This window comes from Nocardioides sp. FY1077 (assembly GCF_058681775.1).
The window spans coordinates 163,636-177,175 of record NZ_JBZWDB010000005.1 but is presented as its reverse complement, the minus strand read 5'-3'; the positions used below and the strand labels follow the sequence as shown (position 1 = coordinate 177,175).

The following is a 13,540-nucleotide window of genomic DNA, read 5'->3' as shown; positions in this document are numbered from 1 at the left end:
ACTCCCACCAGCGACGTGCGGTCACAGTAGCACCGGGCCCGCCTGCCCGGACCTGCATGCCCGGACCCGCCCGGCCAGACCCGTGCGCGTCGGCTCAGCCGATGCGGACGCCGTCGGGGTCGACGTCGAGCGGGTACGCCGTCCAGCCGGCCGGGGTGCGCGCGGTGACGTCGTGGACCGCGGCGGGGTCGGTGGTGTCGACGAGCGCGAGCACGGTGGGCCCGGCGCCGGAGACGACGGCGGCCACCCCGTCGGCGCGCAGGACGTCGACGAGGGCCAGGGAGTCGGGCATCGCAGGTCGCCGCTGCTCCTGGTGCAGGTGGTCGCGGGTGGCGCGGAGCAGCTGGTCGGGGCGTCCGGCCAGCGCGGCCACCAGCAGCGCGGCGTTGCCGGCGTCGGCGGCGGCGTCGGCGTGCGGCACCACCTCGGGCAGGAGGCCGCGGGCCACCTCGGTCGAGAGCGGCGTGGGCGGCACCAGCACCACCGCACCGATGCGGGGGTCGACCGGCGAGGGGACGGCGTAGAAGCCGTGCTCGTCGTGGCCCGAGACGGTGAAGCCGCCCAGCAGCGCGGGGGCGACGTTGTCGGGGTGGCCCTCCACCTGCGCCGCGAGGCGGAACAGGGCGTCGTCGTCGAGCAGCCGGTCGCCGCCCTCCACCAGGGCACGGGCGAGGCTGACCCCGGCGACGATCGCCGCCGAGGAGGAGCCGAGCCCCCGCGCGTGCGGGACGACGTTGCGGCAGTGCAGCCGCAGGCCCGGCACGGTCACGCCCATCAGCTCGAACGCCGCCCGCATCGAGCGCACCACGAGGTGGCTGTCGTCGCGAGGCACCTCCGCCGCGCCGGCGCCCTCCACCTCGATCTCGAGACCGCTCGCGACCACCTCGGCGCTGAGCTCGTCGCGCAGGTCGAGGGCCAGGCCCAGGGAGTCGAAGCCGGGGCCGAGGTTGGCCGACGTGGCCGGCACCGAGGCGTGCACCGGCCCCGCGACGAACCGGGTCACCGGTTCAGAGACCGGCGGCGCGGGCCGCCGACTCCACGTCGGCGTCGACGACGGTGTCGACCAGCGGGCCGACCCCCTCCAGCGCCGTGACGGTGTCCTTGAGGCCGTGGCCGGTGACGGTGACGACCATGCGGAGGCCGGCGTACGACTCGCCGGCCGCCAGCTCCTGGAGCAGCCCGGCGACGCCGGCAGCCGAGGCCGGCTCCACGAACACCCCGTCGCGGCACGCCAGCTCGCGCTGCGCGGCGAGGATCTGCTCGTCGCTCACCGCGGCGAAGCGGCCGCCCGACTCCTGCGCCGCGGCGACTGCGAGGTGCCAGGAGGCGGGGTTGCCGATGCGGATGGCGGTGGCCTTGGTCTCCGGGTCGGGGAACGGCGTGCCGGTCACCAGCGGGCTGGCCCCGGCGGCCTGGAACCCCCGCATCACGGGGCGGCGGGTGGCCACGCCCTGCTCGGCGTACTGCCGGTAGCCCAGCCAGTAGGCCGAGATGTTGCCGGCGTTGCCGACCGGCAGCAGGTGCACGTCGGGGGCGTCGCCCAGGAAGTCGACGATCTCGAAGGCGGCGGTCTTCTGGCCCTCGAGCCGCACGGGGTTGACGGAGTTGACCAGCGCCACGGAGTAGTCGGCGGCCAGGCCCTGAGCCAGGCGCAGGCAGTCGTCGAAGTTGCCGCGCACCATGATGACCTGGGCACCGTGCAGGATCGCCTGGGCCATCTTGCCGGCGGCGATCTTGCCCTCCGGCACGAGCACCAGCGGCTTCAGGCCGGCCTTGGCGGCGTAGGCCGCCATCGAGGCCGACGTGTTGCCGGTCGAGGCGCACACGACGGCCTCGGCGCCCTGGTGCTTGGCCACCGAGATCGCAGCGGTCATCCCACGGTCCTTGAACGACCCGGTCGGGTTGTCGCCCTCCACCTTGAGGTGGACCTCGGCGTCGGTGAGGCCGGAGAGCCACTCCGAGTGCACCATCGGCGTCCCGCCCTCGCGCAGGGTGACCGCGGGGGTGTCGGCGGGGATGTCGATGAGGTGGCGGTACTCCTCGATGACGCCGCGCCACTGGTGGCTGCGGACGGGGGTCGCGGTGGTCACTCGGAGACTCCTTCGACGCGCATGACGGAGGTGACGTCACGCACGATGTCCATGGTGCGTAGGTGGTCGACGGTCGCGGCCAGCTGCGCGTCGGTGGCTTCGTGGGAGACCACGACCAGCTGGGCGTCGTCGTCACGGCCCTCCTGGCGCACGGTCTGGATGGAGACGCCGTGCTCGGCGAAGGCCAGCGCCACGGTGGCGAGCACGCCGGCGCGGTCGTCGACGTCGATCGCGACGTGGTAGCGGGTGCGGCTCTCGCCCATCGACAGCACCGCACGCGCGGCGTACGCCGACTCCCCCGCCCCGCGGGTGGCGGCCAGCCGGTTGCGGGCCACCGTGACCAGGTCGCCCAGCACCGCGGAGGCGGTGGGCGCTCCCCCGGCGCCGGGGCCGTAGAACATCAGCTGGCCGGCGGCCTGCGACTCCACGAACACCGCGTTGTAGGCCTCGCGCACCGACGCCAGCGGGTGGGAGCGCGGGATCATCGCGGGGTGCACCCGCACGGCGACCGCCTCCTCGCCGTCGTCGCCGGTGCGCAGCTCGCAGATCGCCAGCAGCTTCACGACGCTGTCCATCTCGCGCGCGGAGGCGACGTCGGCGGCGGTCACCTCCGAGATGCCCTCGCGGTAGACGTCGGAGGCGGTGACGCGGGAGTGGAACGCCAGGGAGGCGAGGATCGCGGCCTTGGCGGCGGCGTCGAAGCCCTCGACGTCGGCGGTGGGGTCGGCCTCGGCGTACCCCAGCTCCTGGGCCTCCTGCAGCGCGTCGGCGAAGCCGCTGCCGGCGGAGTCCATCTTGTCGAGGATGAAGTTGGTGGTGCCGTTCACGATGCCGAGCACCCGGGTCACCGTGTCGCCGGCCAGCGACTCGCGCAGGGGCCGCAGGATCGGGATGGCGCCGGCGACGGCGGCCTCGTAGTAGACGTCGCGCCCGGCCTTCTCGGCCGCCTCGAACAGGGTGGGCCCGTCCTCGGCGAGCAGCGCCTTGTTGGCGGTGACCACGCTCGCACCGTGCTCCAGCGCCGAGAGGATCAGTCCGCGCGCGGGCTCGATGCCGCCGATGACCTCGACCACCAGGTCGACGTCGTCGCGGGCCACCAGCCCGGCCGCGTCGGTGGTGAGCAGCCCGTCGGGCACCTCCACCTCGCGCGCTGCGTCGAGGCGGCGCACGGCCACGCCGACCAGCTCGACACGGGCGCCCACCCGGGCGGCGAGGTCGTCGGCCTGCTCCTGCAGCAGGCGCACCACCTGCGAGCCCACCGACCCGCAGCCGAGCACGGCCACGCCGAGCACGTCGCTCCGCTTCACTCCGCACCACCCACGTCGGTCGCCAACAGGTCGTCCTCAGTCTCGCGCCTGAGCACCACTCGCGACGACCCGTCCCGCACCGCGATCACCGGCGGGCGCAGCACGTGGTTGTAGTTCGAGGCCATCGAGCGGCAGTAGGCACCGGTGCCGGGCACCGCCACCAGGTCGCCCGGGGCGACGTCGCCGGGCAGGAACTCGTCCTTCACCACGATGTCACCGGCCTCGCAGTGCTTGCCGACGACGCGGCCGAGCAGCGGCGGCGCCGACGACGAGCGCGAGGCGAGGGTGCAGGAGTAGTCGGCGTCGTACAGGGCGGTGCGGATGTTGTCGCTCATCCCGCCGTCGACCGACACGTAGGTGCGCACGGCCCCGCCGTCGAGGTGCACCCGCTTGACGGTGCCGACCTCGTAGACGGTGCACATGGCGGGCCCGGCGATCGCCCGGCCCGGCTCGATGGACAGGTGCGGGGGCTCCACGCCGAGGGCACGGCACTCGTGGGCCACGATCGCGGTCATCTCGGCCGCGAGCCGCGCCGGCTCCGCAGGGTCGTCCTGGGTCGTGTAGGCGATGCCGAAGCCGCCGCCGAGGTCCATCTGGGGCATGACGACCCCCAGCTCGGAGGCGACGCGGGCGTGCAGCGCCAGCACGCGGCGCGCGGCCACCTCGAAGCCGGAGGAGTCGAAGATCTGGGAGCCGATGTGGGAGTGCAGCCCCAGCAGCTCCAGGCCGGGCGTGGCCAGCACCCGGCGCACGGCGTCCAGGGCGTCGCCCGAGGTGATCGAGAAGCCGAACTTCTGGTCCTCGTGGGCGGTGGCGATGTACTCGTGGGTGTGGGCCTCCACGCCCGCGGTCACCCGCACCATCACCCGCGCGGGGTGCTCGGCGTCCATGATCGCGGCCAGGCGCTCGATCTCGTCGGCGGAGTCGACGACGATGCGGCCCAGGCCCAGCTCGACGGCGCGGCGCAGCTCGCGCACGCTCTTGTTGTTGCCGTGCAGCTCGACGCGCTCCATCGGGAACCCCGCACGCTCGGCGACGCTCAGCTCGCCGGCGGAGCACACGTCGAGGCACAGGCCCTCCTCGGCGATCCACCGCGCGGCGGTGATGCTGAGGAACGCCTTGCCGGCGTAGTAGACGTCGTAGCCGGCGAACGCGTCGCGGAACGCGCGCGCCCTGGCCCGGAAGTCTGCCTCGTCCAGCACGTACGCCGGCGAGCCGTGCTCGGCGACGAGGTCGGGCAGCGCCACGCCGCCCACCTCGAGGACGCCGTCGACCTTGCGGGCCGTGGCCGACCAGAGGTGCTCCACCAGCGCGTTGGTGTCGGCGGGCTCCCGCAGCCAGGCGGGGCCCCGGGCCCCGTCGCTGGCGTGGGCCCACCCCGCCTCGTGGGCCCTCACATCCGCTCCGGGGCGCTGACGCCCAGCAGGGCCAGGCCGTTGGCGAAGACGATCCGGGTGGCGGCGACCAGCGCGAGACGGGCCCGGTGGAGGTCGTTGGGCTCCTCGTCACCCATGGGCAGCACCCGGCAGCTGTCGTAGAACCGGTGGTACGTGCCGGCGGTGTCCTCGAGGTAGCGCGCCACCCGGTGGGGCTCACGCAGCTCCGCTGCGCTGGCGACGACCCGCGGCAGCTCGGCGAGCGCCCGCAGCAGCTCGCCCTCCTTCTCGTGCGTCAGCAGGTCCATCGACTCCCCCGGCTCGAGGCCGAGCGCGGCGGCGTTGCGCAGGATCGAGGAGACCCGGGCGTGCACGTACTGCACGTAGTAGACGGGGTTGGCGCTGTCGGCCTTGGTCCACAGGTCGAGGTCGAGGTCGATGTTGGAGTCGCTGCTGTAGCGCGCCAGGGCGTAGCGGGCGGCGTCCTTGCCGATGGCGCCGACGAGGTCCTCGAGGGTGATCACGGTGCCGGCGCGCTTGGACATCCGGACCGGCTCACCGTCCTTGACCAGGTTGACCATCTGGCCGATCAGGATCTCGAGGTTCTCGCCGGGCTGGTCGCCGAACGCGGCACACATCGCCATCATCCGCCCGACGTAGCCGTGGTGGTCGGCGCCGAGCATGATCAGGCAGCGGTCGAACCCCCGCTCACGCTTGTCGAGGTAGTAGGCCAGGTCGCCGGAGATGTAGGCACCCTGCCCGTCGGACTTGATGATCACCCGGTCCTTGTCGTCCCCGTACTGCTCGGTGCGCAGCCACAGGGCACCCTCGGACTCGTAGGTGTTGCCCATCTCGGTGAGGCGGGCGACCGCGCGGTCGACGGCGCCGCTGCGGTGCAGGTCGTCCTCGTGGAAGTAGACGTCGAAGTCGACCCCGAAGTCGTGCAGGCTCTGCTTGATCTCGGCGAACATCATCTCGACGCCCTCGGCGCGGAAGACCTCCTGCGCCTGGTCGTCGGCGAGCTGTGCGACCTGGGGCTGCGCGGCGACGACGTCGGCGGCGATCTCGTGGACGTACTGGCCGCCGTAGCCGTCCTCGGGGGCGGGCTCGCCCTTGGCGCTCGCCAGGAGCGACCGGCTGAAGCGGTCGATCTGCGCGCCGTGGTCGTTGAAGTAGTACTCCCGCGTCACCGCGGCACCGGTCTTCTCGAAGATGCGGCCGAGCGCGTCGCCGACGGCCGCCCAGCGCACCCCGCCGATGTGGATCGGCCCGGTCGGGTTGGCGGAGACGAACTCCAGGTTGATCTTTTCGCCCGCGAAGGCGTCGTTCGCGCCGTACCGCTCGCCGGCGGCGATGACGTCGAGCGCGACGCGGCCCTGGGCACCCGCCTCGACGGCGATGTTGAGGAACCCCGGGCCGGCGACCTCGACGTCACCGATGCCCTCGACCTGCCTCAGCCGCCCGGCGACCAGCTCGGCCAGGGCGCGCGGGTTGGTGCCGGCCTTCTTGGCCAGCTGCAGCGCGACGTTGGTGGCGTAGTCGCCGTGGCCCTTCTGCCGGGGTCGCTCCACGGTGACGCTGGTCGGGACGCCGTCCGGGAGGGCCAGGGCGCCCTCGTCGGTGAGGGTCGTCAGGACGTCGACGATCGCGGTGGAGAGCTGCTCGGGGTTCACCGAGCAAGGGTATCGAGGTCGCGGGCTGCCGCCGACCACGGTCTCGGGCGCCCCGCCGTCCCAGCGCGGCCCCGTTGTCGCGCGACCCGGGCCGGGCTGTAGGGTTCACCACCGCACCGCTCGCGGTGCGACGCCTCCGTAGCTCAGGGGATAGAGCACTGGTTTCCGGTACCAGGTGCCGCAGGTTCGAATCCTGCCGGGGGCACCACCGGACCGCCTCACAGGCGGTCCCGCCGCGCCCGAAGGTCCACCCGGTAGGGGGACCCCCGGGCGGCCGCGCCGCCACTAGGGTCGAGGGCATGCAGGAGCGACCTTTCACCAGCACCCTCGACGCCGGGGTGCTCGCCGTCAGCGGCAGCATCGACGAGTACGCCGTCATGACGCTCCGCAACCAGATCGCGGCACACTCCGCCGACTACACCGGCCGGGTCGTGGTCGAGCTCAGCGACGTCGACTACCTCCCCAGCGTCGCCATCGGCGTCCTGGCCAAGGCGATGTCGCAGGCGCGCCGCGCCGGCGGCTCGGTGGAGCTCGTCGCCCGTCGCGACACCCTCGCCCAGCGCATGCTGACGGTCGTGGCCCTGCCCTACCGGGAGTCCCCCGACGACGAGGAGCCCGACCCGACAGGCGCACCGGGTGCCGTCGCCTGACCCGACGGTCCCGCTCGTGCACGCCCAGCTCGCCCTGCCGTTCCACGTCGACTCGGTCGCCGTGGCCCGCCACCACCTCGCCGAGCAGCTCGAGGAGGCCGGCGTCGCACCGCCGACGGTCCAGACGGCCTGCGTCGTGGTCAGCGAGCTGGTCGCCAACGGCGTGCGCCACGGCCGTGGCGGCGCCCGCCCCACCCTGCAGGTGGGGTGGGACCGCGTCGGCGACGACCTCGTGGTGACCGTGGTCGACGGCGGTGGCCTCTCGCTGCCGGTCGTGCGCCGTCCGGACCTCGACTCCGACTCGGGCCGCGGCCTGCTGATGGTCGAGGGCCTCAGCCAGCGCTGGTCCTTCGACCACGACGCCGAGCACGGCACCAGCGTGCGCGCCGAGATCACCCTCGACTGACCGGTCCCCCGCCCCGACGGCAGGCGCTGCCCGGGTCGTCGCGACACGCCGGGAGCGGGCGGCGGTCTGCCTGCCCACCCCGGCCCACGACACCGTCGCGGCGGGGCTGGGAGGGCGATCGGCTTACACCGTGTTCGACAGGTGGTGCCGCCCTCGGCTTTTGTCGGGCGGGGGGACTAACCTTGAGCACGCAACCACCCACCGCGCGCTCCCCGGAAGAGGCGAAGCAAGTCGTGCCGCAGTCCCCTGGCAACAACGCTCCTGAGTCCACCACCCACACGGAGCCGCCTGCGGACTTCGGTGCCAACGAGTGGCTGGTGGAGGAGATGTACGAGCGCTACCAGGCCGACCCAGGAAGCGTGGACCCGACGTGGGTCGCCTTCTTCGCCGACGGCCACGGCGCCGACGGCAACGGGTCCGCCGCGGCGGCGCAGCCCGCACCGGCGAAGACTGCCGCCTCGAAGCCCGCTGCCGCGAAGCCCGCCCCCGCCAAGACCTCGGCCGAGCCGGCGGCGACGTCCGCCCCCGCGCCGTCCGCGCCCGAGAAGGCTGCCGCGAAGCCCGCCGCCAAGCCTGCCGCCAAGGCCGGCGGCTCGCCTGCTCCCGTGGCCAAGCCGCGGCCCGACGGCAAGGCCGCGGAGACCGCGAAGGGCACCAGCAACCCGGTGCCGAAGGAGTCGCGCCCGGTCGACCCGGCCGCCGCCTCCGACGAGCCGTCGTTCACCGTGCTGCGCGGCGCTCCCGCGCGCACCGCGCAGAACATGGACGCCTCGCTGACCGTGCCGACCGCCACCTCGGTGCGCTCGGTGCCGGTGAAGCTGCTGTGGGACAACCGCACGGTGATCAACAACCACCTCGCCCGCGCCCGCGGCGGCAAGGTCTCGTTCACCCACCTGATCGGCTACGCGCTGATCCAGGCGGTCAAGGCCATGCCGCAGATGAACGTCGGCTTCGACGTCGTCGACGGCAAGCCCAACCTGATCACCCCGGCCCACGTCAACCTCGGCCTGGCCATCGACGTGCCCAAGCCCGACGGCAGCCGCCAGCTCCTGGTGCCCTCGATCAAGGCCGCCGAGACCATGGACTTCGCCGGCTTCTGGACCGCCTACGAGGACGTCGTCGCCAAGGCCCGCGACAACAAGCTCACCGTCGCCGACTTCCAGGGCACCTCGATCTCGCTGACCAACCCCGGCGGCATCGGCACCAGCCACTCCGTGCCGCGGCTCATGAAGGGCCAGGGCGCCATCATCGGCGTCGGCGCGATGGAGTACCCGCCCGAGTGGCAGGGCGCCTCCGACGACGCGATCGCGCGCAACGCGATCAGCAAGGTCATGACGCTGACCTCGACCTACGACCACCGCGTCATCCAGGGCGCGCAGTCGGGTGAGTTCCTCAAGCGGGTGCACCAGCTGCTGCTCGGCGGCGACGACTTCTACGACGAGATCTTCCGCTCGCTGCGCATCCCCTACGAGCCGATCCGCTGGGGCCGTGACATCTCGACGTCCCACGACGACGAGATCAGCAAGCAGGCCCGCATCCTCGAGCTCATCCACGCCTACCGCGTGCGCGGGCACATGATGGCCGACACCGACCCGCTCGAGTACCGCCAGCGCAGCCACCCCGACCTCGAGGTGGAGTCGCACGGGCTGACCCTGTGGGACCTCGACCGCGAGTTCGCCACCGGCTCGTTCGGCGGCTCGGGTCGCCGCTTCATGAAGCTGCGCCAGATCCTCGGCATCCTGCGCGACTCCTACTGCCGCACCACCGGCATCGAGTACATGCACATCATGGATCCCGAGCAGCGCCGCTGGATCCAGGAGCGCGTCGAGCAGCCGCACACCAAGACGCCCCGCGAGGAGCAGCTGCGGATCCTGCTGAAGCTCAACCAGGCCGAGGCGTTCGAGACGTTCCTGCAGACCAAGTTCGTCGGGCAGAAGCGGTTCTCCCTCGAGGGTGGCGAGACCACGGTCCCGGTGCTCGACGAGATCTGCGAGGCCGCGGCCGAGTCGGGCCTCGACGAGGTCGCGATCGGGATGGCCCACCGCGGTCGGCTCAACGTGCTGGCCAACATCGTGGGCAAGAACTACTCGCAGATCTTCCGCGAGTTCGAGGGCAACATCGACCCCCGCACCGTCCAGGGCTCCGGCGACGTGAAGTACCACCTCGGTGCCGAGGGCGAGTTCGAGGCCGGCGGCGGCGAGAAGATCAAGGTGTCGGTCGCCGCCAACCCCTCGCACCTCGAGGCCGTCGACCCCGTGCTCGAGGGCATCGCCCGCGCCAAGCAGGACGTCCTCGACCAGGGCGCCGCCTACCCCGTGCTGCCGCTGCTGGTGCACGGCGACGCCGCGTTCGCCGGCCAGGGCGTGGTGGCCGAGACGCTCAACCTGTCGCAGCTGCGGGGCTACCGCACCGGCGGCACGATCCACCTGGTGGTCAACAACCAGGTCGGGTTCACCACCTCCCCCGGCTCGTCGCGCTCCTCGCTGTACTGCACCGACGTCGCTCGGATGGTGCAGGCGCCGATCTTCCACGTCAACGGCGACGACCCCGAGGCGTGCATCCGGGTGGCGCGGCTGGCCTTCGAGTACCGCCAGGCCTTCAACAAGGACGTCGTCATCGACCTCGTCTGCTACCGCCGCCGCGGTCACAACGAGGGCGACGACCCGTCGTACACCCAGCCCCTCATGTACGACCTGATCGAGCAGAAGCGCTCGGTGCGCAAGCTCTACACCGAGTCGCTGATCGGTCGTGGCGACATCACGATCGAGGAGGCCGAGCAGGTCCTGCGCGACTACCAGCAGCAGCTCGAGCGGGTCTTCACCGAGGTGCGCGAGGCCACCGGCCAGCCCTCGGAGTGGACCACCGTGCCGGACTACCCCGACAAGCCCGCCGGGGAGACGCAGACCGCGGTCACCCTCGAGGTGCTCAAGCGGATCTCGGACGCCTACGTCACCCCGCCCGACGGCTTCACCGTGCACCCCAAGGTGATGCCGCAGCTGCAGCGCCGCGCCAAGGCGATCACCCAGGGCCCCATCGACTGGGGCACCGGCGAGATCCTCGCGTTCGGCGCGCTGCTGATGGAGGGCCGCCCGGTGCGGCTGGCCGGCCAGGACTCGCGCCGCGGCACGTTCGTGTCGCGCTTCGGCACGATCATCGACCGGGTCAACGCCCACGAGTGGACGCCGCTGTCGGCCCTCACCGAGGACCAGGCGAAGTTCTACCTCTACGACTCGCTGCTCTCGGAGTACGCCGCGCTCGGCTTCGAGTACGGCTACTCCGTGGCCCGTCCCGAGGCGCTGGTGCTGTGGGAGGCGCAGTTCGGCGACTTCGTCAACGGCGCCCAGACCGTGATCGACGAGTTCATCAGCGCCGGCAAGACGAAGTGGCGCCAGGAGTCGGGCGTCGTGCTGCTGCTCCCCCACGGCTACGAGGGCCAGGGTCCCGACCACTCCTCGGCCCGCATCGAGCGCTTCATGACGATGGCCGCCGACGAGGCGTTCGTCGTGGCCCAGCCGTCGACCCCGGCGTCGTACTTCCACCTGCTGCGCCAGCACGCCCTGGGGGCGACCCACCGACCGCTGATCGTCTTCACGCCGAAGTCGATGCTCAAGCGCAAGGAGGCCGCCTCGATGCCGGAGGAGTTCACCAGCGGGACGTTCCGCCCGTTCATCACCGACGCCGACGCCGACCCCGACAAGGTCGACACCCTGCTGCTGTGCTCGGGCCGGGTGACCTGGGACCTGATGGTCGACCGCGCGAAGCGGGAGAACCCGGAGCGGTTCGCGATCGCCCGCGTGGAGCAGCTCTACCCCCGCCCCGAGGAGGAGATCCGGGCCGAGATCGCCCGCTTCCCCCACCTCAAGCAGGTGCGGTGGGTGCAGGACGAGCCGCGCAACATGGGCCCGTGGCCGCACTACCAGCTCAACGTGTGGCCGCACGTCGACGCCCGCGTCGAGGGCGTCACCCGCGATGAGTCCTCCTCGCCGTCGGTCGGCACCGTCAAGCGCCACACCGCCGAGCAGAAGGACCTGCTCGACCGCGCGTTCGCGTGAGTGACGGCGGTCGACCCTGGGAGACCGCGCGTTCGCGTGGGTGACGGCGGTCGAGCTGGCGAGACCGCCGCCACCCACGCAACGAGCGGTCGTCGGTGGTCGAGCGAGCGGCACGGGTGAGCCTGCGAACCCGTGACCCGCGTGTCGAGACCTGAGCAACGATGGAGGACCGCCGAGCCCCGCGACGGGGACCAGGCAGGAGGAGAGTCGATGTACTTCACCGACCGCGGCATCGAGGAGCTCGAGCGGCGCCGGGGTGACGAGGAGGTCACCCTGGCGTGGCTCGCCGAGCGGCTCCAGGAGTTCACCGACACCTTCCCCGAGCACGAGGCGGCGGTGGAGCGGCTGGCGACCTGGCTGGCCCGCCTGGACGACCCCGACGACTGAGTCGACCGTCCACCCGGCACGACGCAGGGCCCGGTCCTCGTGAGGACCGGGCCCTGCGTCGTCCGCGGGTGCGGTGGGTCGGGATCAGTCGGTGTCGTCGCGAGCCGGCACGGCCCGCAGGTGCTCCTGCGAGGCGCGGCGGGCTGCGTCGCGCAGCTCGAACACCTCGGTGGCGAGCCCACCGAGGGCGCCGGCGACGTCCTTGACGGCGGTGGTGAGGATCGTGGTGACCTCACCGACCGTCGTCGCGGCCGCCTCCACGGCGCCCTGGAGCGCGTCCTTGCGGATCTCGCCCTTGCTCAGCTGGTCCTTCATCGGCCCGGTCATGCCGCCCAGTGTGGCGCGGCGGACCTCACGCGGCCAGCGTCGTCTCGGGCTGCGAGGCGCCGCCACCCAGCCGGCGCAGGCCTCGGCGCAGCGGCCCGGGCACCAGCGCGACGAGGTCGGACGGCGAGTCGGGCAGCGCGTAGCGGCAGATCTTGCCGGCGACGCTGGCCAGCTGTTTGCCGAGCGGCCCGGTGTTGTAGTCGATGCCGTAGCGCTCGCAGATCTCCTGGACGTCCTCGGCGATCTCCGGGTAGCGGCGCGCCGGGATGTCGGGGAACAGGTGGTGCTCGATCTGGTGCGACAGGTTGCCGGTCATCAGGTGGAACAGCCGGCCGCCGGTGATGTTGGCCGAGCCGAGCAGCTGGCGGTAGTACCAGTGCCCACGCGACTCGTCCTCGCACTCCTCCTCGGAGAACGTCGCCACGCCCGCCGGGAAGTGGCCGCAGAAGATGATGTTGAAGGCCCAGATGTTGCGGACCAGGTTGGCGGTGGCGTTGCCGGCGAAGGTGAGCGGGAACAGCGGGCCGGTCAGCGCGGGGAAGAGCAGGTAGTCCTTCAGCGCCTGGTTGCGCACCTTGCGCATCAGACCCGGGTACAGCTTCTTGTTCTCCTCCAGCGTGCGCTTGCCCGCCACCAGGTTCTCCACCTCGAGGTCGTGCATCGCCACGCCCCACTCGAAGAACACCATGAGCAGCAGGGCGTACACCGGGTTGCCCAGGTAGTACGGGTGCCACTTCTGGTCGCCGTCCATGCGCAGGATCCCGTAGCCGATGTCACGGTCCTTGCCCAGGATGTTGGTGTAGGTGTGGTGGATGTAGTTGTGCGAGTACTTCCACTGGTCGCTGGGGCACACGTTGTCCCACTCGTACATGCGCGAGCTCAGGCCGGGCTCGTTCATCCAGTCGTACTGGCCGTGCATGACGTTGTGGCCGATCTCCATGTTGTCGAGGATCTTGGCCACGCTCAGCGCGGCCACGGCCAGCGGCCAGGCCGGCGGCACGTAGAACAGCGCACGGCCGGCGACCTCGAAGCCCCGCTGCACCTTGACGACCTGGTGGATGTAGTCGCGGTCCTCGTCACCCAGGGAGGCGAGCACCCGCTGGCGGATGGCGTCCATCTCGTCGCCGAAGTCCTTGAGCTGGGCCGCGGTGAGGCGGTGGAAGGCGGCGTCGCCGGGCACCACGGGCTCGTCGGCGTGGGCGGCCGTCCCGGTCGGCCCGGTGGGCTCGGTGGTCTGGGTGTTCTCGTTCAGGGTGGCGGTCATGGTGCGGT

At 72.2% G+C, this 13,540-nt stretch carries 11 protein-coding genes and 1 tRNA gene; 5 read left to right on the top strand and 7 right to left on the bottom strand.

What is annotated here, in order from left to right; all coding sequences use genetic code 11:
- Positions 1-94: 94 nt before the first annotated feature.
- From thrB to argS, 5 genes are read right to left on the bottom strand one after another with little or no spacing between them, the layout of a single operon-like run.
- On the bottom strand, positions 95-1,003 hold the full coding sequence (gene thrB / locus AC4OR8_RS17935; RefSeq protein WP_492166968.1) for a homoserine kinase: 909 nt from the start codon (positions 1,001-1,003) through the stop codon (positions 95-97).
- A gap of 4 nt (positions 1,004-1,007) precedes the next feature.
- Complete coding sequence (gene thrC / locus AC4OR8_RS17930) at positions 1,008-2,090, bottom strand: threonine synthase (RefSeq protein ID WP_492166967.1); 1,083 nt, start codon at positions 2,088-2,090, stop codon at positions 1,008-1,010.
- Positions 2,087-3,397 carry a homoserine dehydrogenase gene (locus AC4OR8_RS17925; protein ID WP_492166966.1) on the bottom strand — a complete coding sequence of 437 codons (1,311 nt, stop codon included), beginning with the start codon at positions 3,395-3,397 and terminating at the stop codon, positions 2,087-2,089. The genes thrC and AC4OR8_RS17925 overlap by 4 nt, the downstream gene beginning before the upstream one ends.
- Positions 3,394-4,794, bottom strand: a complete 1,401-nt coding sequence (gene lysA / locus AC4OR8_RS17920; RefSeq protein WP_492166965.1) for a diaminopimelate decarboxylase — start codon at positions 4,792-4,794, stop codon at positions 3,394-3,396. The genes AC4OR8_RS17925 and lysA overlap by 4 nt, the downstream gene beginning before the upstream one ends.
- Positions 4,791-6,446: an arginine--tRNA ligase gene (gene argS / locus AC4OR8_RS17915; protein WP_492166964.1), complete on the bottom strand. Its 1,656-nt coding sequence runs from the start codon at positions 6,444-6,446 to the stop codon at positions 4,791-4,793. Before argS ends, lysA begins: the two co-directional genes overlap by 4 nt.
- 132 nt (positions 6,447-6,578) lie before the next feature.
- On the opposite strand from argS, the gene AC4OR8_RS17910 reads away from it, so the two are divergent.
- From AC4OR8_RS17910 to AC4OR8_RS17890, 5 genes are all read left to right on the top strand, one after another.
- Positions 6,579-6,654 (top strand) — tRNA-Arg (locus AC4OR8_RS17910).
- A gap of 91 nt (positions 6,655-6,745) precedes the next feature.
- Positions 6,746-7,096: an STAS domain-containing protein gene (locus AC4OR8_RS17905; protein WP_492166963.1), complete on the top strand. Its 351-nt coding sequence runs from the start codon at positions 6,746-6,748 to the stop codon at positions 7,094-7,096.
- A 16-nt stretch (positions 7,097-7,112) separates the two neighbouring features.
- The gene (locus tag AC4OR8_RS17900) at positions 7,113-7,502 is read left to right on the top strand and encodes an ATP-binding protein (protein WP_492166962.1); all 390 of its coding nucleotides are present in this window, start codon (positions 7,113-7,115) and stop codon (positions 7,500-7,502) included.
- Between the two features lie 233 nt (positions 7,503-7,735).
- Positions 7,736-11,554: a multifunctional oxoglutarate decarboxylase/oxoglutarate dehydrogenase thiamine pyrophosphate-binding subunit/dihydrolipoyllysine-residue succinyltransferase subunit gene (locus tag AC4OR8_RS17895; protein WP_492166961.1), complete on the top strand. Its 3,819-nt coding sequence runs from the start codon at positions 7,736-7,738 to the stop codon at positions 11,552-11,554.
- 210 nt (positions 11,555-11,764) lie between these two features.
- A complete protein-coding gene (locus tag AC4OR8_RS17890) occupies positions 11,765-11,941 on the top strand; it encodes a DUF6104 family protein (RefSeq protein ID WP_492166960.1) in 177 nt (58 codons plus the stop codon).
- 84 nt (positions 11,942-12,025) lie between these two features.
- Here the strand turns inward: AC4OR8_RS17890 and AC4OR8_RS17885 are convergent, their stop codons facing one another.
- Positions 12,026-12,268: a hypothetical protein gene (locus AC4OR8_RS17885; protein ID WP_492166959.1), complete on the bottom strand. Its 243-nt coding sequence runs from the start codon at positions 12,266-12,268 to the stop codon at positions 12,026-12,028.
- Positions 12,269-12,293: 25 nt separating this feature from the next.
- Positions 12,294-13,532: a fatty acid desaturase family protein gene (locus tag AC4OR8_RS17880; protein ID WP_492166958.1), complete on the bottom strand. Its 1,239-nt coding sequence runs from the start codon at positions 13,530-13,532 to the stop codon at positions 12,294-12,296.
- Positions 13,533-13,540: the final 8 nt, after the last annotated feature.

Coding starts and splice junctions, on each gene's coding strand:
- AC4OR8_RS17890 (WP_492166960.1), top strand. CDS start 11,765: ATGTACTTCACCGACCGCGGCATCGAGGAGCTCGAGCGGCGCCGGGGT.
- AC4OR8_RS17880 (WP_492166958.1), bottom strand. CDS start 13,532: ATGACCGCCACCCTGAACGAGAACACCCAGACCACCGAGCCCACCGGG.
- AC4OR8_RS17885 (WP_492166959.1), bottom strand. CDS start 12,268: ATGACCGGGCCGATGAAGGACCAGCTGAGCAAGGGCGAGATCCGCAAG.
- AC4OR8_RS17905 (WP_492166963.1), top strand. CDS start 6,746: ATGCAGGAGCGACCTTTCACCAGCACCCTCGACGCCGGGGTGCTCGCC.